14 protein-coding genes are annotated in these 22,545 nt (G+C 28.9%); 10 read left to right on the top strand and 4 right to left on the bottom strand.

Going from position 1 to position 22,545, the window contains the following annotated elements; translation table 11 throughout:
• Positions 1-7 precede the first annotated feature (7 nt).
• Positions 8-172: an SEC-C metal-binding domain-containing protein gene (locus tag M9409_RS03335; protein ID WP_420022263.1), complete on the top strand. Its 165-nt coding sequence runs from the start codon at positions 8-10 to the stop codon at positions 170-172.
• Between the two features lie 277 nt (positions 173-449).
• Here M9409_RS03335 and coaE read toward each other — a convergent pair whose 3' ends face one another.
• Entirely contained in the window at positions 450-1,088 is a 639-nt protein-coding gene (gene coaE / locus M9409_RS02040; RefSeq protein WP_250226716.1) for a dephospho-CoA kinase, read from the bottom strand.
• A 471-nt stretch (positions 1,089-1,559) separates the two neighbouring features.
• On the opposite strand from coaE, the gene dksA reads away from it, so the two are divergent.
• A complete protein-coding gene (dksA, locus tag M9409_RS02035) occupies positions 1,560-2,024 on the top strand; it encodes an RNA polymerase-binding protein DksA (protein WP_250226715.1) in 465 nt (154 codons plus the stop codon).
• Positions 2,025-2,275: 251 nt separating this feature from the next.
• Entirely contained in the window at positions 2,276-2,767 is a 492-nt protein-coding gene (folK, locus tag M9409_RS02030) for a 2-amino-4-hydroxy-6-hydroxymethyldihydropteridine diphosphokinase (protein ID WP_250226714.1), read from the top strand.
• Positions 2,768-3,504: 737 nt separating this feature from the next.
• On the opposite strand, the gene lpdA is transcribed toward folK, so the two are convergent.
• From lpdA to aceE, 3 genes are all read right to left on the bottom strand, one after another.
• Positions 3,505-4,920, bottom strand: coding sequence for a dihydrolipoyl dehydrogenase (gene lpdA, locus M9409_RS02025; RefSeq protein WP_250226713.1), 1,416 nt, complete (start codon positions 4,918-4,920; stop codon positions 3,505-3,507).
• 213 nt (positions 4,921-5,133) lie between these two features.
• Positions 5,134-6,411 carry a dihydrolipoyllysine-residue acetyltransferase gene (gene aceF / locus M9409_RS02020; RefSeq protein ID WP_420022199.1) on the bottom strand — a complete coding sequence of 426 codons (1,278 nt, stop codon included), beginning with the start codon at positions 6,409-6,411 and terminating at the stop codon, positions 5,134-5,136.
• 11 nt (positions 6,412-6,422) lie between these two features.
• The gene (aceE, locus tag M9409_RS02015) at positions 6,423-9,089 is read right to left on the bottom strand and encodes a pyruvate dehydrogenase (acetyl-transferring), homodimeric type (protein WP_250226711.1); all 2,667 of its coding nucleotides are present in this window, start codon (positions 9,087-9,089) and stop codon (positions 6,423-6,425) included.
• A 2,122-nt stretch (positions 9,090-11,211) separates the two neighbouring features.
• On the opposite strand from aceE, the gene mrcB reads away from it, so the two are divergent.
• From mrcB to M9409_RS01980, 7 genes are all read left to right on the top strand, one after another.
• A complete protein-coding gene (gene mrcB, locus M9409_RS02010) occupies positions 11,212-13,452 on the top strand; it encodes a bifunctional glycosyl transferase/transpeptidase (RefSeq protein WP_250227201.1) in 2,241 nt (746 codons plus the stop codon).
• Between the two features lie 362 nt (positions 13,453-13,814).
• Positions 13,815-14,168 (top strand): iron-sulfur cluster insertion protein ErpA, encoded by a 354-nt coding sequence (erpA, locus tag M9409_RS02005; protein ID WP_250226710.1) that lies wholly within the window; start codon positions 13,815-13,817, stop codon positions 14,166-14,168.
• A gap of 449 nt (positions 14,169-14,617) precedes the next feature.
• Positions 14,618-16,264, top strand: a complete 1,647-nt coding sequence (locus M9409_RS02000) for a CTP synthase (RefSeq protein WP_250226709.1) — start codon at positions 14,618-14,620, stop codon at positions 16,262-16,264.
• A 76-nt stretch (positions 16,265-16,340) separates the two neighbouring features.
• Complete coding sequence (eno, locus tag M9409_RS01995) at positions 16,341-17,642, top strand: phosphopyruvate hydratase (protein WP_250226708.1); 1,302 nt, start codon at positions 16,341-16,343, stop codon at positions 17,640-17,642.
• Positions 17,643-18,231: 589 nt separating this feature from the next.
• Positions 18,232-20,052: an NADPH-dependent assimilatory sulfite reductase flavoprotein subunit gene (gene cysJ, locus M9409_RS01990; RefSeq protein ID WP_250226707.1), complete on the top strand. Its 1,821-nt coding sequence runs from the start codon at positions 18,232-18,234 to the stop codon at positions 20,050-20,052.
• On the top strand, positions 20,052-21,782 hold the full coding sequence (gene cysI / locus M9409_RS01985; protein ID WP_250226706.1) for an assimilatory sulfite reductase (NADPH) hemoprotein subunit: 1,731 nt from the start codon (positions 20,052-20,054) through the stop codon (positions 21,780-21,782). The genes cysJ and cysI overlap by 1 nt, the downstream gene beginning before the upstream one ends.
• Positions 21,775-22,536, top strand: coding sequence for a phosphoadenylyl-sulfate reductase (locus M9409_RS01980; protein ID WP_250226705.1), 762 nt, complete (start codon positions 21,775-21,777; stop codon positions 22,534-22,536). Before cysI ends, M9409_RS01980 begins: the two co-directional genes overlap by 8 nt.
• Positions 22,537-22,545 lie beyond the last annotated feature (9 nt).

The raw sequence follows: 22,545 nt of genomic DNA, 5'->3' as shown, positions 1-22,545 counted from the left end.
TCAATTTATGAATACGAAAATAGTAAATAATCAATTAGAATCAGTAGATCATTTTTTAAATCAACACGTATTAATTCAGAATAAAATAGTAGGCCGCAATGATTCTTGTCCCTGTGGATCCAATAAGAAATTTAAAGAATGTCATGGTAAAATCACAAATAAACGTCATTAATATACATCAAATATTTTAATTTAATATTATTTTTAGTCATTTATACCGTATATTATATAATAAAGTTTACAGCATTTTTTTAAACTATCTAGTTTAACTGGCTAACTATAAGTTACTAGATGTTTTCAAAAACATAAATATATATAATATGTACTGTAGTTGTAGTATATGCATGATTTTAACGGTTATAAATATGAGCACTGTTTTGAAAGTTATAAAATGACAAAATTTTTTGTATATTGTTGGTTGTGATATAAATAAAGTACAATTTTTTATTTTATTTACTAAAATAGTGTTTTTTAGTAATTATTTTTGCTGCTTGAAGATAATATTGATGCAAATCATTGATATATCGTGTCATTCCATCAATATTTTTGTTATTTTTAATAACATTATCAGCATAACATAATCTATTTTGGCGAGATATTTGAGATGCTAAAATGTTTTTAGCATATTGTTTATTTATTTTATCCCTATTAATAATCCGATTTAATTGAACATCAACATCTACGTCTATCGTTAGTATGTGATCGGCATATTTTTGTAAATTATTTTCTATTAACAATGGAACAACCCATAAAATATAAGATGATCGATTAGATAATATATTTATTGTTTTTTGTATTTCTTGTCTGATAATTGGGTGTAACAATTTTTCAATCCATTCTTTGTCTTTAGGATTAAAGAAAATTATTTTTTTTAACATGGATCTATTCAATGAACCATTAGACAGCAGAATGTGAGGCCCAAAATATTTAGTTATCATATGTAAAGCAATGCTTCCAGGTTGAGTGACTTTTTTAGAAATCACATCAGCATCTACTACGGATACTTTTCTTGATAAATTAGAGAATTTTTGAGCAACAACACTTTTTCCAGAACAAATACCACCAGTAAGTGCAACAATATAAGACATAATTTTATGTGTATCATTAAATAATAAAAATGTTTTGTGAAATGTTTTTATAAAAATTAGAAAATTAATATTAAAAATGTTTTACAAACTATGTATAGTGTCTAAATAATATGGTTGTTGTTTTTAACATTTTAAAATATCAATTAAAACTAATGTGATAATTTATCATATAAATAAAAATATTTTTATCACTAGTAACTGATTTTTTAATCAAAACATTTATGACAATGTAAAAGTTATGCATAAATTTTTACGTATTTGTATACATGTATATAATTGCTATATATAAATAATTATACAAACTAATCAGAGTTGATTATAAGATCGTATATAATATAATGATCATTTTCAAAATATAATTATAATTCATCATTTATTTAATAACATTTATAAAATTATATGAGAAATAATTATTGTGAATAAAATATTGATATGAATTGCTTTTAATATTATATAAACAGGAGCAAATATATGTCAAAAAAATCACCAAGCAATCGTAGACATTCTTCTTTGAATGTATTAATAATTGCTGGAGTTACGCCATATCAACAAAAACCTAATGAAGAATATATGAGTTCTCATCAACTTTTACATTTTAAACGTATCCTTAAAACATGGAAAAATCAACTGAAAAAAGATTTAGGATATTCTGAATTATGCGCACAAGATCAGATATCAATTAATTTTCCAGATCCAGTAGATAGAGCGGTACAAGAAGAAGAATTTAATATTAAATTACGTAATCGAGATAGAGAGCATAAACTTATTGAAAAAATTGAAAAAACCTTAAAAAAAATAGATACAAATGAATTTGGATTTTGTGCTTCATGTGATGTAGAAATCGGTATCCGAAGATTAGAGGCTCGCCCAACAGCTGATTTATGTATTGATTGTAAAACTTTAGAAGAAATTAAAGAAAAACAAATGACTGGATAGATTTTTAGTGAAATTAAATGCATATATGTGTTATATGGAGTACGTAAAGATTAGTTGTGAATACTGTATATGATGTAGTAATATTAATTATAGTTGTCAATTTAAATTTTATTTTTTAATATATTTATGCATCATAAAAACTATTTATTCAAAACTTATGTAATTTTATAATTTCTATATTATTTAAATGTTTCATAAAAATAAAAGAACGACAATTTATAAAATAAAATTGATTGGAGATACATAATAGAATGGAACGGGTTTGGGTGGGAATTGGTAGTAATCTATTAAATCCAAAACAACAGGCAGATCGCGCCATATGGTCTCTTTCTAATCTTCCAATGACTAGGCTGATAACTTTTTCCTCCTATTATCGTAGTTTACCATTAGGAAATAAAAATCAGCCTGATTTTCTAAATGCAATAATAATATTGGATACTAATCTATCTCCAACAGCATTGTTAAGTCACATTCAATATATAGAACAACAACAAGGACGTATACGATCACATAATTCTCCTGTATGGCAACCACGCACTTTAGATTTAGATATTTTATTGTTTGGAAAATATATTACATATGGTTCTGAATTAACAATACCGCATCATGGAATGCTTCACCGAGAATTTATATTGTATCCATTGATGCAATTAGATAATAGTTTAGTTTTTCCCAACGGAAGAATTATAACAGATATCGTTAAAACTGTACCTACACATGGTTTAGATTTGTGGAAGGAATAATAAAATTTTAAAATACACATTAACTATACATATACAACATAAGCTTGTTTGATGTTGTTTTGTTTCAAAAAATAAATCGAATAGTCTATATATTCAATTAGGGTCGAATGAAATTGATAGTATCAATATATATTTGTTATTTATTGAATATGGGTAAAGATTTTGATATATCTGTTAAAAGATCAACTAAGTAATAAATTTTTATTAATTGTTTTTTATTACTGTAATTTACAGATTACATTAAAATATGCTGTTGCTGTTAATAAAAATTTAAGAATCATTTTAATTTTCAGAAAATTTATATATCTTTAGTATATTTTATTGTTATTGATCAAAGTAATTTGGTAAAAATTTTTACTAAATACTTAACACATTACGAAAAAATATTTGATGTTTGGTTATTATAGATTACAGATCATGCATTTTCTCAATTCTTAACATATCTAGGATTCGTTGTGTTATTGATGCATGTGAATAACTGTTTACATGAGTTATGTAATAATTACAAAAATATATTGATATAAGTAATTAGTAAAATAAATCATGCATTAAAATATGTATTCTAATGTCATGAATTGATAATCTAAAAACTGATACATTATATTAATTATCTATTTTTATAGACATGAACCTCATTCTGACACCTTATCAGTTGCGATGGATTATGTAACAACAACCAAGTATCATCTTTAATCTAATTGATTTATTTAAAATTTTCAAAAATCATATGGAATTTATTATATTAGTCTTTTTATATTAGGAAAATCAGTAACTGATCCATTATAAATAGATGCCGCTAATGATATTGATTCATATAAGGTTGGGTGAGCATGAATAGTTAAAGTAATATCTTCTACATCACATCCCATTTCAATAGCTAAAGTGATTTCTCCTAATATTTCACTAGCATGTGTTCCTAAAATTGAGCCTCCAATAATTCTGTTCGTTTTTTTATTGAAGATTAATTTGGTTACGCCTTCTTTACAATCTTCAGTAATTGCTCGACTTGAAGCCATCCAAGGGAAAACCGCAACTTCATAATCTATATTTTTTTCTTTAGCATCTTTTTCAGTATACCCAACCCATGCTATTTCTGGATCAGTATATACAATGGATGGGATTGTTATTGGATCAAAACAACGTGGTTTACCAGAAATAACTTCTGCAGCTACATGACCTTCATGAACACTTTTATGGGCTAGCATTGGGTACCCGACAATATCTCCAATAGCAAAAATGTGTTGTATATTAGTACGCATCTGACGATCTACAGAAATAAAACCATCTTTATCTACATTTACTCCCACACGTTCGATATTCAACATGTTACCATTTGGAGAGCGCCCAATTGCTACTAATAATGCATCATAACGTTGAGTATTTTTGAATAAAGTTTGTTGATTTTCCATAGTAACATAAATACCATCTTTCTTCGCTTCTACTATGTTAATTTTAGTGTTTAAAACTAAATTAATATTTTTACTAATTATTTTAGTAAAAATATTAGTAATATCTTCATCTAAAATTGGCATAACTTGATTACACATTTCTACTATATCAACTTCTGATCCAAAAGCATGATATATTGTTGCCATTTCTAATCCTATAGCTCCTGAGCCTATAATTAGAAGACGTTCAGGTATTGATTGTAAAGATAAAGCATCAGTTGAATTCCAAATACGTTGATCATTGGGAATGCATGGTAATGTCATAGCACGTGATCCCGCTGCTATAATAGCGTAATCAAATGCTATTTTTACAGTCATTTTATTATTTTCAACTTGAATAGTATGACTATCAAGAAATTTTCCAATCCCGTCAATTACTTTAACGTTCCGATTTTTTGCCATAGAACTCAAGCTATTAGACAATTGATCAATGATTTTATTCTTCCAAGAGCGTGTCTTATCAAGATCAATATGTGTTTCTCCTTCAAAAATACCATATTTATTTAATTTCTTTTTTATTTCAATGAGTTTAGCAATATATAACAATGTTTTAGAAGGGATACAACCAACATTCAGGCACACCCCACCTAAATTAGGATAACGTTCTACTATTGTAGTATCCATTCCTAAATCAGCGCAACGAAAAGCTGCAGAATAACCTCCTGGTCCTGCTCCTAAAATAAGAATTTGAGTTTTTATATTCATAATATATTGCCCTCAGATTTTGATCAAAAACTTTTGAGTATAATATTTAATTTGGTTAAATATGTATTTCTATAGTACAGAATTTAATATGTAATACGATGATATCATATTATAATCAATTTAAATGAGATTATCTTTCACTATACAAAACAGAAGATCAATTTAAAAAATGAAATTTTCAATTTCAAATTTATCCTTGTGTGATTAGTCAATTCACATAGACAATAATCGTGTATCAGAAATTATTCTATTAACAAGTGTCATAAATCGAGCACCATCAGCTCCATCAATAACACGATGATCATATGATAATGATAAAGGCAACATTAAACGTGGAGTAAAATCTTTTCCAGTCCACACTGGTTTTATAAAGGATTTAGACATTCCCAAAATAGCTACTTCTGGAACATTAATAATCGGAGTAAAAGCTGTACCTCCTATACCCCCCAAATTAGATATAGTAAAACTTCCTCCTTGCATATCAGTGGGAGTTAATTGATTTCCAGCACGAGCTTTCTTTGAGAGTTCTGACAATTCTTGTGATAATAAAATAATACCTTTCGTATTTACATCCTGGAGAACGGGCACTAATAAACCTTTAGGGGTATCAACTGCTATGCCGATATTAATATATTTTTTTAAAATTAGTGTTTGCCCGTCTTGAGATAAAGAACTATTGAATCGTGGTAACTCTTCTAATGCTTTTGCAACTGCTTTCATAACAAAAACTAAAAGCGTAATTTTACAATTTATTTGTTTCTTTTCAATATCAATATTTTGTTGTTTTCTAAAACTCTCTAAATCGGTAATATCAACTTCATCAAATTGTGTTACATGAGGAAGCATAATCCAATTTCTTTGTAAATTTAATCCGGAAGTTTGTTGTATTTTGCTTAATAGAACGGCTGTAGTATCACCAAATTTACTAAAATCTATCTTTGGCCAAGATAATATGGGTAATAATTGATTATATTGAATAGATGACATACGATTTGTGTAGTACATTGAAATATCGTTTATGTAATTTTGAATATCTTCTTTTAATATACGTCCCTTACGACCACTACCTTTTATTTTTGATAAATCTATTCCAAATGTACGAGCCATATGACGCACTAATGGCGTAGCATGAGCATATATCGCAGCATTATGATGAACATCGTTAGATGTCGTTCTATTTATTTTATCATCACTTGATATAGTACAGGAAGGAACAATATTTTTTTGATCGTTAATAGTAGGTATGTCATCAGTATGGTTTTGAGAATCAAGTAGTAAAATCAAAGATCCTGTGTGTACTTTATCTCCAACATGGACATAAATTTTAGTAACAATACCAGCAGAAGAAGATGGTATTTCCATAGATGATTTATCACCTTCAATCACAATAAGTGGCTGATTAGTATTAATATTATCTCCGATTTTTACCATTACTTCTGTAACTTCTAATTCATCCTCACCAATATTTGGTATATGAATTTTCATTGTCATCGTGTTACCTCTTATATTAGGCGCGGATTAATTTTGTTAGGGTCGATGTTAAATATTCTGATAGCGTTTAAAACAATATCGGCACTAATATGGCCTTTTTTTACCAATTGGGCTAATGCAGCAGTAACCACATAACCTGTATTTACTTCAAAATGATGTCGTAAATTTTTTCGACTATCGGAACGACCAAATCCATCTGTACCTAATACAAAAAAATGATGTCCTGGAATAAAACATCTGATTTGTTCTGCAAATAATTTCATATAATCAGTAGCAGCTACAGTGGGAAAATCATTTAATACAGTAGTAATGTATGGTATTTTGGGTATATCCATAGGATGTAACATATTCCATCGTTCGCAGTCTTGTCCATTCCGTGCTAATTCAGTAAAAGAAGTAACACTATATACATCAGAACTTACATTATATTCTTGAGACAAAATTTGAGCTGCTTCACGAACAAAACGTAAAATAGCGCCAGATCCCATTAATTGAATTTTTCCATTTTTTCCAGATAAAGATTCTAACTTATAAATTCCTTTTCGAATACCTTCTTCAACGCCTATTGGCATAGCTGGCATATGATATTTTTCATTTAATGTAGTGATATAATAATATATATTTTCTGGATTACTTCCATACATACGTATAAGACCATCTTGTATGATAACAGCGATTTCATATGCATATGCTGGATCATAAGAAATACAATTAGGAATTGTTAACGACTGAATGTGACTATGACCATCGGCATGTTGTAATCCTTCCCCATTTAAAGTAGTTCGACCAGATGTCCCTCCGATCAAGAATCCTCGAGCTTGTTGATCAGCAGCAGACCAAAAAAAGTCTCCGATTCTTTGAAAACCAAACATTGAATAATATATATAAAATGGTATCATAGGGAGATTGTTAGTACTGTATGAGGTAGCAGCTGCTAACCACGATGCTGCAGCGCCTAATTCGCTAATTCCTTCTTGTAAAATTTGACCTTGTTTATCTTCACGATAATATGCAAGTAAATCATGATCTTGAGGAGTATATTGTTGTCCCATGGAGTTATAAATACCAATTTGACGAAATAGTCCTTCCATCCCAAAGGTTCGGCCTTCATCTGCAATGATAGGTACTAGTCTGTCTTTAATTGGTGTGTATTTTAGTAATATATTAAGAACACGTATAAATGCAAGAGTAGTAGAAATATCTTTATTTTGTTGTATCAATAAAGGAGAAAAATATTCTAATGTTGGTAGTTCTAGAGAATCAGTAGAATGCTGCAATCTATTTGGAACATATCCAAATAATGTTTTACGTCGATTATGTAAGTATACGTATTCTTGGGAATCTTCCTTAAGCGTTAAATAAGGTAAAGATGCAATTTGGTCATCTTTGATAAGATTCAAATTAAATCTATCTCTAAAATAACGTATTCCGTTGATGTTAATTTTTTTTATTTGATGCGCAACGTTCATTCCTTCTGCGCTGGAACCCATACCATAACCTTTAACGGTATGTGCTAATATTACAACAGGTTTTCCAGATCCATTTTTAGCTTTTTCTAAAGCAGCAAATATTTTTTTAGGATCATGCCCACCACGATCTAACGCCCAAATTTCAGAGTCACTCATATTATCTACCAACGCGCTGGTTTCTGGATATTTACCAAAGAAGTGTTCACGTACATAAGCACCATCTTTAGATTTAAGCGTTTGATAATCTCCATCAACAGTTTCATTCATAAGTTGAATTAACTTGCCACTAGTATCTTTATGTAGCAGTGCATCCCATTTACTTCCCCAAATAACTTTAATCACTTCCCAACCTGATCCTTTAAATATATTTTCTAAATCATTAATGATTTTTCCATTTCCTGTTACTGGACCATCTAATCGTTGTAAATTACAATTAATAATAAAAATTAAATTATCCAATTTTTCTCTAGCAGCAATGTTAAGTGCTCCTTTAGATTCAGGTTCGTCCATTTCTCCATCCCCCAAAAAAGCGTATACTGTTTGCAACGTGGTATCCTTTAAATTTCTGTTGTTCAAATATTTCAAAAATTTTGCTTGATAAATTGCACTAATTGAAGTAAGACCCATGGAAACTGTAGGAAATTGCCAAAACTCTGGCATTAATTTTGGATGAGGATAGGAAGGAAGTCCTAAATTTTTTACTTCTTGACGAAAATTATTTATTTGATCTTCACATAATCGTCCTTCAAGAAAAGCACGAGCATATATACCAGGCGAAATATGACCTTGAAAATATATTAAGTCACCACCATCATGCTCGTTACGTGCACGAAAAAAATGATTAAAACATACTTCATATAACGTAGCAGAAGATTGGAATGAGGCAATATGACCTCCTAAATCCAAGTTTTTTTTTGATGCATTTAATACCATCATAACGGCATTCCAACGTATAACAGCACATATATGCTCTTCTATTTCTAAATTTCCGGGATATTTTGGTTCATCTTTGACTGGAATAGTATTGATATAATCATTTTTTATTTCATTATTAAAAATAATAACACCATTATTACGGGCTTCATGTATGATTTGATTTATCAAAAATTGAGCTCGATCGACACCTTCCTTTTGAATAACTGAAGAAATAGACTGTAACCAATCTTGTGTTTCTACTGGATCTACATCATCAGATACACGTTCTAACATTGTAGCATTTCCTTAGTGTATTTAAATTTAAATTCATGTTTATGTTGATTTCGTAAATGTCGTAATGAAATATTTATTCAAATTTGCATTTATAATAAATTAAATAATTTTAAAACTATATTGGTGTCATTATTTGTAAAAATAAAAATATTTATTACAGAAAAACAACATTCAGCAATTTATGAATATATGATTGATTCTATGACATTTTACGCTCTTCTCTCTAAGAGAAATTAATAATGAAATGAAGAATTCAAATATAATATTCCAAAAATATTATTTATAACTTTTTACCAATATCTTTATAAAATATCATTTATTTAAATAATTGTAATAAAATGCATAAGAGATTTATCTTTATAATCAATCATTCACTTTTGTGTATTCAATTATACAATTGAAATTAATAATTTTGTTTTTGTCGACAATTCATATATTTCATCATGAACAATGAATTATATTTCAGATGTTTACAATAATATATGTAAAAATATAGCTAATTTTTGTTTCATTGTGTTTTTATCGTAGTATAATTTAATATACAGTATCAACATTTTAATTATATATTCAAATATAACTAATAAAAATAACATTTCCTAACGATAAATGAGATAGTATTAAGATTTGTTATGTGTATGTTATGAACTAATTTTCAAGTAGTATTACAGTAATAATGGATACAATAGTAATTGTATTGGATTACATCTATTATTCAATGAAATAGAATACATCATATTTAATAATATACTGCATGAAAATTTATAGTTGTATATATGATGGATTTTTTTATTTATAATTAAAATACCAATATCAGCGCAAGTACATTTAAGAATTTATATAGTAAAATCTAGTTGTAGATTAGGTTGTATCTGATTGCAAGATGTCAAACATATTCTACATCTATATATCTATATCTATAGATAGATGTAGATATATATGAATTAAAATTATTTCTGATATTAATGAAAATAATATGTATATATATTGTAACACCACGGTATTTTTCACTTCAATAAGAAAAAGTATATGATTATAGCATCTGTATTAATTTGATGCAATATAGCACAATAAATGTATCATTTACTTATGAAGTAATAATTATGAAAATTCAAATTTTAAATATTAAAACTGATCATTAAAACGTCAATTTTTAGAAATTTTATGCATGATTAATTTGTTTTAGTTATATTTTTATTCATTTTTTTAATATAATGGATATTGAGATTTTTTGAAAATACACATAATAAGCCTATACTGTTAGATAATATTAATAATGTTTATACATTTAAAAAATATATTTATTTAAATAAATGAAATATTAAAAATACTCAAAATTCTCAATGTTTATTGCGATAAATAAACTATGTACGTTTGATTGCACATCAAATATTATAGATATTTCGGTATATATAGAATATTCATTACAAATTTTCTCTACAAAGAACAGATGTATATTAAAATAAAAATTCTTTGATATTTTTACTTGCAATGTTTCTAGGTGTAAGAATATCTATAGATTATATTTATGTTAAAAATTATAGAAATTATTTAAATTGATATCTAACTTAAATAAGTGATACAGTTCAATACTATATTTGGAATGGATTTAATAAAAATTAATAGTATTGTATAAATAAACATATTTATGTTTATAGCAACACGAGTATGAATATTATTGTGCATTCGTAGGTTATGATCGTGATGATTCCGATTATTTAAAATCGGATATCAATTTAAAAAAATGCCCATATTAATCGTGTCTGATGGTGTTGTTTCGTTTTGTTCATTTAATAATTAATTACCAATTAATATAATTTGTTTATAAGGATACGCAATGTATCTATGTACTTATTTTTTTAATGAATTACTGAACATCAGGTATAATATTTCATCTAAAAATATAGATTACTTATTTAAAATAGATATTAATTATTGTGGATTTATGTGAGTTACCATGTGCACTGCAATCACATATAATACACAGGAGAATAAATTATAACCGATTGTTAATCTCTAACTGAATAGAGTAACGCGTATTAATAATATAATTTTTATGAATCCATTATCATATAAGTATCATTCTGACATTGTACAACGCACTTTATATTTTTTATACGCTGTAATGTGCAGTTTTTTATTTATTATAATTTTAATTGTAGCGTATGGAATACTTTTAGATAAGAAGGTTCGAAACCGCATTAATGGAAAAGTTTGGAGACTACCTACTGTTATGTATAGTCGTACAATTAATGTTGAACCTAATATGTCGTATAATAAACATGATATAATTCATTTATTAAAATCGTTACAATATCGTCAAGTCTCCAAAATTGCCCATTCAGGAGAGTTTACTGTACACAATAATGACATTGAATTATTTCGTAGATCTTTTCATTTCCCAAGTGGAGAAGAAGGAGCAATGCATGTGTCCTTTTTTTTTGATCAAGAAAAATTACTCCGTATTTATAATCAAGATACAAAAAATAATTTTGGTTTATTTCGATTGGATCCAAAGATCATATCTATTTTATATGCTCCTAATAAGCAACAAAGATTATTCATTCCAAGATCAGGGTTTCCGGATCTCTTAATAGAGATGTTGTTAGCTGTTGAAGATCGTTATTTTTATCAGCATGATGGTATTCAAATATCCTCTATTGGGCGAGCTTTTTTAGCAAATATTTTTTCTGGTCGCACTGTACAAGGTGGTAGTACTTTAACACAACAATTAGTAAAAAATTTATTTTTAAGTAATACACGATCATTTTGGCGTAAATTTAATGAAGCCTATATGGCTTTAATTTTGGATCATCGATATAGTAAAGACCGTATTCTTGAATTATACTTGAATGAAATATATTTTGGACAAAACGGAAATGATCAGATTCGTGGGTTTCCTTTAGCTAGTTTTTATTATTTTGGTAGACCGGTAAATGAATTAAGTGTAGATCAACAAGCAATGTTGGTGGGGATGATAAAAGGTGCGTCTTTGTATAATCCCTGGAAAAATCCACAAATAACACTGGAACGTAGAAATTTAATACTCAAATTGTTAGAACATAGAAATTTTATTGATAAAAAAATGTGTGCTATTCTTAGCACACGACCTTTGGGAATACAGCCGAAAGATGAGGCTGTGATTCTACAACCCGCTTTTACACAAATGGTGAATGAAGAAATACAAAATATCAATCAAATTAATGATTTTTCTGGAATAAAAATATTCACTACGTTAGATCCTAACTCTCAAAAAGCGGCAGAACAAGCAATGGAATTAGGCATTAATAAACTAAGACATTATTATAATATAGAAGATTTAGAAGGAGCCATAGTTGTAGTAGATCGATTTAGTGGGAAAGTACGAGCTATGGTAGGAGGCTCTAATCCTCATTTTTATGGATTTAATCGCGCTATGTATGCCCGTCGTTCTATAGGTTCATTAGCAAAACCAGCAATTTATTTAGCAGCTTTGAGTAATCCTAATAAATACCACCTCAACACATGGATTGCTGATGAGCCTATTAATTTACAACAACCAAATGGAGTAATTTGGTCTCCCAAAAATTATGATCGAAAATTTCGGGGAAAAGTTACACTTATTGATGCTTTTATTAAATCCCTTAATATACCTACTGTTAATTTAGGAATGACAATGGGATTAGATGCTATTTCCGATATTTTACAAAAGTTGGGCATTTCTCCTAATTTTATTTCTTCTTTTCCATCAATCCTTTTAGGATCCATTAGTTTGACACCTATAGAAGTCGCTCAAAAGTTTCAAACTATTGCTAGTGGTGGTCAGTATTCTGCCTTATCATCTGTTCGTTATATTATGAATGAAGAAAATACAGTATTATATCAACATTTTTACAAAACAGAGCGTGTTATTTTCCCTCAAGCAGCTTATTTAATGTTATATGCAATGCAACAAGTGGTAACAAGAGGAACTTCTTATATTTTATCTTTAAAATTTCCTTGTTCTCAGTTAGCTGCAAAAACTGGCACTACCAATGATCTTCGTGATAGTTGGTTTGTTGGAATTGATGATACAGAAGTAACTGTGATTTGGCTAGGACGTGATAATAACGGAAGAACTAAGTTAACAGGCACTAATGGTGCATTAACTTTATACAATTTATATTTAGATCATAAACACCCTACTCCTTTACATTTAGAACCGCCTAGTGGTATTAAGAATATACCTGTAGATGATTGTGGTAATTTTGTATTACACGATAGCAAAAACGCTGGTTATCAAGTTTTGCCAGCATGGGTAAATGATTGGCAATTATTATTGCAATCACTTAAAGAATCCAAAATAATATCATATAATCCACCACCGATAGATGCTGTAGGAAAATAAAGCATTAACGATACAAATGAATAGATAGATAATTGTTATTATAAATAATTGTTAATTCTTGGTAAAATAGAAATATGATTTCTACAAACAATATCCAACGATACTTTAATCTTGTTCATTCTATTTTTATGTCATTAATTAACAATATAATATTTGATATTTTCTAATTAAATAAAATTTATTTACACATATATGTTTATAACTTATAGATAATATTATTGCATATGCATATGTATATGTTACTAAATCTTTGTTTAGGGAATTAATTTTAATATAATTGAATATGATCACATTATAAATGGATCAATTAATTATTGCAAAACATAATATAACATTATATATGATATAAAAGGTTGATAATTATGAATAATGACGCAAACATTCCTATACAATTGACTGATTTTGCAGCTAAAAAAGTAAAGTTTTTCATTGAAAATGAAATAATTAATAGTAATTCACGTTTAAAATTACGTATATATATCATAGGAGGAGGTTGTAGCGGGTTTCAATATGGTTTTGTTTTAGATGATAAAGTTTCTAATGATGATTATATTATAGAAAATAATGGTGCTTCTTTGGTAATAGATCCTATGAGTCTACAATATTTATTTGGAGGTACTATAGATTATTATGAAGGATTGGAAGGATCCCGATTTGTTGTAATCAATCCAAATGCTAAGAATACTTGTAGCTGCGGTTCTTCTTTCAGCGTATAAATATTTTGATGTATAACATAATAAATCATCAAATATATTATGTTTACTGTGATTATGTTCATTAAATATTAGTATATTAATTTGCATTATATATACATCGTGTTTTATATAGTATAAAATTCAAGTATTAAAATTATTAACTGTGATTACTCATTATATAGTGGGTATGGTGTGTATTTAAAAGATAAAATTAAAATAAAATTTTTGTAATAAATGTGAAGGCTATATTGATTATTTTTAATAACTAAGTTATACCTTAACTAGGCATTTTATTTGTGATAATTCATTTTATTAATTATTTAAGTTTGAATAACATCCAGAAATAATCAGAATTGTATTATAAAATAAGGATAAACATGTAATTATTACTTATATAACTGATAATCCGCCATGGTCATAGAGAGAACTTTTAAACAATGAAAAAATAAATGTATAATTTGGGTTAATATGTGAGAGTTAATTATATTTTTGTAACTGGTGGAGTGGTATCATCTTTAGGTAAGGGCATTACCACAGCGTCTTTGGCTGCAGTTTTAGAGGCTCGAGGGCTCAACGTAACTATAATTAAATTAGATCCATATATTAATATGGATTCTGGTACAATTAGTCCCGTGCAACATGGAGAAGTGTTTATTACTGAGGATGGATCGGAAACTGATTTAGACTTAGGACATTATGAACGTTTCATCCATACTAAAATGAGGCATCATAATAACTTTACTGCCGGTAAAGTTTATGCTTCTGTTTTACAGAAAGAGCGTCGTGGCGATTATTTAGGAGCCACGATACAAATTATTCCTCACGTCACTGACACTATAAAGAAATGGCTTATAGCAGGTGGTTCTGGTTATGATGTATTATTAGTAGAAATAGGCGGAACAGTAGGTGATATCGAATCATTACCCTTTTTAGAAGCTATCAGACAAATGGTAATGGAAGTAAATAGAGAACAAATTTTATATATACATCTGACATTAGTGCCTTTTATTACAGTATCTGGAGAACTAAAAACTAAACCAACACAACATTCAGTAAAAGAATTGCTTTCCATTGGAATTCAACCTGATATTTTAATTTGTAGATCTGATCGAATTATATGTAATAGTGAACGAAAAAAAATTTCTTTGTTTTGTAATGTACCTCAACAGGCAATCATTTCTCTGAAAGATGTAGATTCAATTTATAAAATACCCGCTTTACTTAAAGATCAAGGATTAGATGATTACATTTGTAAACACTTTGATTTAAATTGTCCCGAGGCAAATTTATCAGATTGGGAGGAAGTAATTTATTATCAAGAACATCCGATAGGAGAAGTGACTATTGGTATGGTGGGTAAATATATTGAATTAGTAGATGCTTACAAATCAGTGACAGAAGCATTAAAACATGCTGGAATAAAAAATCGTTTTGTTGTTAATATTCGTCTTATTAACTCCCAGGATGTGGAAAAATTAGGCATCGAAAAAACTCTGAAAGATTTAGATGCCATTTTGGTGCCTGGAGGATTTGGTTATCGCGGAGTGGAAGGAAAAATTTTATCTGCACAATATGCTCGAGAAAACAATATACCGTATTTTGGAATTTGTTTGGGGATGCAAGTAGCATTGATCGAGTTTGCTCGTCACGTTGCTGGAATGCCTGAGGCAAATTCTACAGAATTTGTAACTGATTGTAAATATCCAGTAATAGCTTTAATTACTGAGTGTAAAGATGAGAATGGTATGTTTATAACACACAATAAAAACACTAATTTAGGTGGCACTATGCGTTTAGGTAATCAAGTGTGTTATTTAATGAAAGGGAGTTTAACGCATCAAATGTATGGTCAAAGTACTATACTAGAACGCCATCGACACCGTTATGAAGTAAACAATATGTTGTTAAAAAACATAACACATGCTGGATTAAGTTGTGTTGGTTTTTCCGAAAAGAACAATTTAGTAGAAGTCATCGAATATTCAAATCATCCATGGTTCATAGGTAGTCAGTTCCATCCTGAATTTAATTCTACACCCCGTAGAAGTCATCCTTTGTTCATAGGTTTCATAAAAGCTGCGATAGAATATCAACATCGTTATAATAAATTAATTTAATACACATACATCTACATTTATGATACCATTTTTTTGGTGTATATAAAAATAAAATTAATTTATAAAGGAAATAAAAATGCCTAAAATTTTGAATATTATTGGACGTGAAATTATTGATTCACGTGGTAATCCAACGGTGGAATCTGAAGTATATATTAAAGGTGGTTCTAGATTAGCATCTGTTCCATCTGGAGCATCTATTGGTTCTCAGGAAGCTTTAGAGTTGAGAGACAATAATAAAAGTCGTTTTTTTGGAAAAGGAGTAACAAAAGCGGTTAGTGCTGTAAATGGACCCATTCATAAGGCATTAATAGGTATTGATGTAACGCAACAACGTGTTATTGATGGCATTATGATTGATTTGGATGGAACCAATAATAAATCAAAATTTGGAGCTAATGCTATCTTAAGTGTTTCTTTAGCAGTTGCAAAAGCAGCGTCGGCATTTAAAAATATTCCATTATATCAGCATATTTCCGATTTATACAATACATCCTCAAATACATTTATTATACCGATCCCTATGATGAATATTATTAATGGTGGTAAACATGCTGATAACAATTTAGATATTCAGGAGTTTATGATCATTCCGGTGGGAGCAAAAACCATCAAAAAAGCAATTCAGATGGGGTCTGAAATATCACATAATTTAAGAATAATATTAAATAAAAAAGGAATATCCCCACAACTAGGAGACGAAGGTGGATATGCTCCTAACATTAATTCTCACTCTACCGCATTAGAATTAATAAAAGAATCCATAGAACAGTCCGGTTATATTTTGGAAGAAGACATTGTCTTAGCAATAGATTGTGCCGCATCTGAATTGTTTGATGTATCCAATAATAAGTATCACATAAAAAGTGAAAAAAAATTTTTTACCTCTGAAGAATTTACTTATTATTTATCATCATTAGCGCAAAAATACTCGATAGTTTCTATTGAAGACGGACAAAGCGAGCACGATTGGGATGGATTTGCTTATCAAACTAAAGTTCTTGGTGATAAAATTCAACTAATAGGAGATGATTTGTTTGTAACTAACGTAAATTTGTTACAAATAGGTATTGATCGCAACATTGCAAATTCTATTTTAATTAAATGTAATCAGATAGGGTCATTAACTGAGACACTAGAAACTATTAAAATGGCTAAAAATGCAGGATACGGTACAATTATTTCACATCGTTCTGGAGAAACTGAAGATACAAGTATTGCTGACCTAGCAGTAGGTACCTCTTCAGGTCAAATAAAAACTGGACCCGTGCGTTGTTCTGAACGGGTAGCTAAATACAATCAACTAATTCGTATAGAAGAAATTTTAGGAAAAAGGGGAGTATTTTATAACTTCAAAAATAAACTTATTCATAATTAATGCGTAATTTATAATATTTAAAAATGTGCATAAAATTAGACAAACGAATATTTTATAGAAAAATTAAGAAATAAAACGGTCTGCGTGTTTTATATAAAAACTAATAAAATGTTAGTTAAAAGTAATCATTTTTTCATTTTTTGATATAAAAATATGTATAGTAATTATTATTGTAAATTAAATAAATAATAAATATTTATGGTTAATAAATAAATACGGTTAATCTTCAATGTATCTTTTTATATTATACTATAAATTATTTTTTTATTAATTAAAAATTGATCATTACTCATATTGCATATACAGTATTGCTACTGTAATAACAGTCCAATGACTGATATTTGAATTTTATTTTTCTTACAATTTATATTGTTATTAAAATAATAAGAAGTAGTTTTAAAAATATTTGTTTAACAAAATCTAAAAAATTTTATTCAATTAAATTTATTTATATATGTCAGTCATTCGTATTGTTAAACACCCAGATAAATTGGATTGCATGAATAAAACAATATTTTAGTAAAGATATACACTTTTACTAATTTATAAAATTAATTCTTTATAAAATAAAATTAAACAGTTTAATTTAATGATGAAAAAAACAACACATAACGCGATAACACCGTTCACTTCGGAACAGTTGGATTACATTCGATCATTTTTAGATACTTTGTCTAGATCTCAACTCATTTGGATATCTGGATATTTATGGGGATTGACAAGCGTTTCAGGATCTAAAAAAATAACTGGTATTTCTGAAAACACGACAATAGAAGATGTTCACCTTAATAAAAAAATTACTTTGATATCTGCTTCTCAAACTGGAAATGCACGTCAATTAGCTGAACAATTACGCAATGATATTAATGCAATTAATTTGGATGTTGTGTTATTTAATGCTGGAGATTACAAATTCAAACAAATCTTCAAAGAAACATTTTTAATTATTATTACTTCCACCTATGGAGAGGGAGAGCCTCCAGAAGAAGCAATTGAGTTATACAGATATTTATTTTCCAATAAAGCAATTAAAATGATAAATACCTATTTTGCAGTATTTAGCTTTGGAGATCGGTCATATGAATATTTTGCTAAAGCTGGAAAAGATTTTGATCACCGCTTAGAAGAGCTTGGGGGGCATCGATTATGCGATCGAGTCGACGTCGATATCGATTTTAAAGAAGAAGCGAATATATGGAGAAAAAAAATAGTTCTTTTGTTAAAAAATAAAATAATATCCACTTCCATATTTAATAAAAATAATAATATTTGTAGTATTGAACAAATAAATCACACTGTATATAACAAAGAGTATCCATTGCTTGCTTGTTTATCAACCCGATACAAAATTACTAGTCGCAATTCACTTAAGGATGTACACCATTTAGAGATAGATATTGCCGATTCTAATTTATATTATCAACCAGGAGATGCGTTAGGAGTGTGGTATGAAAATGATCCTAACCTTATTAATGAGTTATTAACATTATTAAGATTAAAAGGAACTGAGCAAGTACTAGTTAAAGAAGAGCCGATGTCTCTTCTTGAAGCATTACAAAAATATTACGAATTAACTCATAATACTTCTATTGTTGTAAAAAATATAGCTACTATTGCTCAGGATAAAATGTTGTTGGATTTATTCCGGAATCAAGAAAAATTAAATAAATTTATTTTAACTACACCTATTATTGAAATGATGCATCGTGTATCAATTTCAATAACTCCTCAAGAGTTATTAAAAATATTACGTCCTATGCAACCCCGATTTTATTCCATTTCTTCTGCTCAATCAGAAGTGGGAGATGAAATACATATTACTGTGAGTGTAGTACGATATAAGACAAATGAACGCTTCAGAACAGGTGGTGCTAGCGGTTACTTAGTAGATCGCATCAAGGAAAATGAAAAAATACGCATTTTTGTTGAACCTAATAATAATTTTAGATTACCAAAAAATCCTAATGTTCCAGTAATTATGATTGGAGCTGGGACAGGTATTGCTCCGTTTCGTGCTTTTATGCAACAAAGATCTTCAGATGGTGCGTCAGGAAAAAATTGGTTGTTTTTTGGGAATTTAAGATTTATAGATGATTTTCTTTATCAAATTGAATGGCAACGTTATTTTAGAGATGGGTTATTAACAAAAATTGATACAGCTTGGTCCAGAGATCAAAATAATAAGATTTATGTACAAAACAAATTGTTAAAGAATAGTGTTGAACTATGGTCATGGATTCAAGAAGGAGCTCATGTTTATGTGTGTGGCGATGCTAAGCACATGGCTCAAGATGTCAATGAGGCTTTAGTTACGTTAACATCTAAACACGGGAGCATGGACTTAGATAAAGCACATGAATTTTGGAATAAAATGCGGATACAACACCGTTATCAGAGAGATATTTATTAATGAACAAAAAACATGATTATTATAATAATAATGAAAATATAGAGTTATTATCCGATAATGAGCGCATTAAAGAAGCAAGTAACTTTTTAAGGGGTACTATTGCTCAAAATTTAGACAATAACTTAACCGGTGGATTTAATACAGAAGATGCTCAATTAATTAGATTTCACGGCATGTATCAACAGGATGACCGTGATGTACGTGTAGAACGAGTACACCAAAAGTTAGAACCATTAATTAATATGATGTTACGTTGTCGTTTGCCAGGTGGTGTAATCACGCCGGCACAATGGTTGGCTATCAACGATTTTTCAGAAAAATATACTTTATATGGAACGATACGTCTTACTAGTCGACAAACTTTTCAACTCCATGGTTTACTAAAACCTAATTTAAAAAGTGTGCATCATTTGTTGAATAAATTGGGATTAGATTCCATAGCTACTGCTGGAGATGTAAATCGTAATGTATTATGTACAGCTAATCCAATGGAATCAACATTACATTATCAGGTTTGGGAATTAGCGAAAAGTATTTCTTCATTTTTACTACCGAAATCTAATGCATATGCAGAAATTTGGTTAGATTCAAAAAAAACAGAATCTCTAGATTCTGAACCAATTTTAAGCGCCACTTATTTGCCTCGTAAATTTAAAATAGCAATTGCGATACCACCTATAAATGATGTAGATGTTCATGCCAACGATCTGAGTTTTATTGCTATCAAGAATGATAAAGCTGATCAAATAATTGGTTTTAATGTGTTAGTAGGTGGGGGATTAGCGATGACTTATGGAGATATTACTACATATCCTCGTAAAGCTAGTGAATTCGGATATATTGCTGAAAAAGATGTTTTAAAAATTGCAGAAGCAGTAGTTACAACGCAAAGAGATTGGGGAAATAGATGTGATCGTAGACATGCTAAAACAAAGTATACTTTAACTCGAGTTGGAGTAACAACATTTAAATCAGAAGTTGAACGTCGTTCTGGGGTAAAATTTTATCCAATTCATCCTTATGTATTCACGGACAGAGGAGATCGATTCGGATGGGTACAGGGTATCGATGATTATTGGCATCTCACTTTATTTATAGAAAACGGGAGGATTTCAAATAATGACCCCCATAAGTTGTTAAAACGTGGGATCGCAGAAGTTGCTCACATACATTCAGGTTCTTTTAGATTGACTTCAAATCAAAATTTAATTGTTTCTGGAGTATCCAAGGACAATAAATTGATAATTGAAAATACATTAAGAAAATATGGTGTAATCAATGATGATATTACACCGCAACGAAAAGCATCTATGGCATGCGTAGCGTTTCCTACTTGTCCATTAGCGATGGCAGAAGCAGAACGATTTTTACCGAAATTTGTTACTAAGATAGAAAATATCATGTCAAAATATGGATTAGATAAAAATGCTATTATTTTACGAGTAACAGGTTGCCCAAACAGTTGCGCTCGAGCGATGTTATCAGAAATTGGACTAACAGGAAGATCAATAGGACGTTATAATCTTTATTTAGGAGGTGATAAAATTGGTACACGTATTCCTCGTTTGTACAAAGAAAATATCACAGAAAATGATATTTTAAATATCCTTGATATAACTATTCATCGTTGGGCGCGAGAGAGAAATAATCAAGAATCTTATGGAGATTATGTAATAAGATCTGGAATAGTTAATGCTGTTGTAAATTCTGAAAAAGATTTTTATGAATAAACTATTAAATATTATTAATCATTGTTGGACTTTTACAGAACTTAATTCACTAGACATGAATGAACAAAAATTGATTTTAATCAAAATAAATCAATATTTAGAATCTTTAAATACAGCTGATAGATTGATATGGGCTATAGAACATTTACCGAATCAAGCGATATTGTCTTCAAGTTTTGGTATTCAATCATCAGTCAGTTTACATCTCGTCACTCATTACTATCCTAATATTCCGATTATTTTAATTGATACTGGTTATTTATTTCCAGAAACATATCGATTTATTGACCGTTTGACAGAAAAAATGCAATTAAATTTACATATATTTTCCCCTAATCAATCTGCAGCATGGCAAGAAGCACGATATGGTAAATTATGGACGCAGGGTATAAAAGGAATTAAACAATACAACACTATTAATAAAATTGAACCTATGAATCGTGCTTTAAGAACTCTGAAAGTAAAAACATGGTTCTCAGGACTAAGGAGGAATCAATCAGATAGTCGTAAAACATTACCAATCATAACTATTCAAAATGGAATTTTTAAATTCCTACCTATCGTTGATTGGAATTCTCTTCAGATCCATAAATACATGCAAAAGCATTCTTTAGAATATCATCCATTGCAGCAACAAGGTTATGTATCCATAGGAGATGTACATACTAGCAGAAAATGGGAACCTGGTATGAGAGAAGAAGATACACGTTTTTTTGGGTTGCAACGTGAATGTGGTTTACATATTATTGATTGAATTTATTAT

The sequence above is a fragment of the Blochmannia endosymbiont of Camponotus sp. C-046 genome (assembly GCF_023585865.1).
In the GTDB taxonomy this organism is placed as follows: domain Bacteria; phylum Pseudomonadota; class Gammaproteobacteria; order Enterobacterales; family Enterobacteriaceae; genus Blochmanniella.
Note: the sequence above shows the minus strand (reverse complement) of the source record. Positions and strands in the feature narration are given on the sequence as shown.

Excerpts from the sequence above, each read along its gene's own strand:
- M9409_RS03335 (WP_420022263.1), top strand. The coding sequence starts at position 8 with ATGAATACGAAAATAGTAAATAATCAATTAGAATCAGTAGATCATTTT.
- coaE (WP_250226716.1), bottom strand. The coding sequence starts at position 1,088 with ATGTCTTATATTGTTGCACTTACTGGTGGTATTTGTTCTGGAAAAAGT.
- dksA (WP_250226715.1), top strand. The coding sequence starts at position 1,560 with ATGTCAAAAAAATCACCAAGCAATCGTAGACATTCTTCTTTGAATGTA.
- folK (WP_250226714.1), top strand. The coding sequence starts at position 2,276 with ATGGAACGGGTTTGGGTGGGAATTGGTAGTAATCTATTAAATCCAAAA.
- lpdA (WP_250226713.1), bottom strand. The coding sequence starts at position 4,920 with ATGAATATAAAAACTCAAATTCTTATTTTAGGAGCAGGACCAGGAGGT.
- aceF (WP_420022199.1), bottom strand. The coding sequence starts at position 6,411 with ATGACAATGAAAATTCATATACCAAATATTGGTGAGGATGAATTAGAA.
- aceE (WP_250226711.1), bottom strand. The coding sequence starts at position 9,089 with ATGTTAGAACGTGTATCTGATGATGTAGATCCAGTAGAAACACAAGAT.
- mrcB (WP_250227201.1), top strand. The coding sequence starts at position 11,212 with ATGTGCAGTTTTTTATTTATTATAATTTTAATTGTAGCGTATGGAATA.
- erpA (WP_250226710.1), top strand. The coding sequence starts at position 13,815 with ATGAATAATGACGCAAACATTCCTATACAATTGACTGATTTTGCAGCT.
- eno (WP_250226708.1), top strand. The coding sequence starts at position 16,341 with ATGCCTAAAATTTTGAATATTATTGGACGTGAAATTATTGATTCACGT.
- cysJ (WP_250226707.1), top strand. The coding sequence starts at position 18,232 with ATGATGAAAAAAACAACACATAACGCGATAACACCGTTCACTTCGGAA.
- cysI (WP_250226706.1), top strand. The coding sequence starts at position 20,052 with ATGAACAAAAAACATGATTATTATAATAATAATGAAAATATAGAGTTA.
- M9409_RS01980 (WP_250226705.1), top strand. The coding sequence starts at position 21,775 with ATGAATAAACTATTAAATATTATTAATCATTGTTGGACTTTTACAGAA.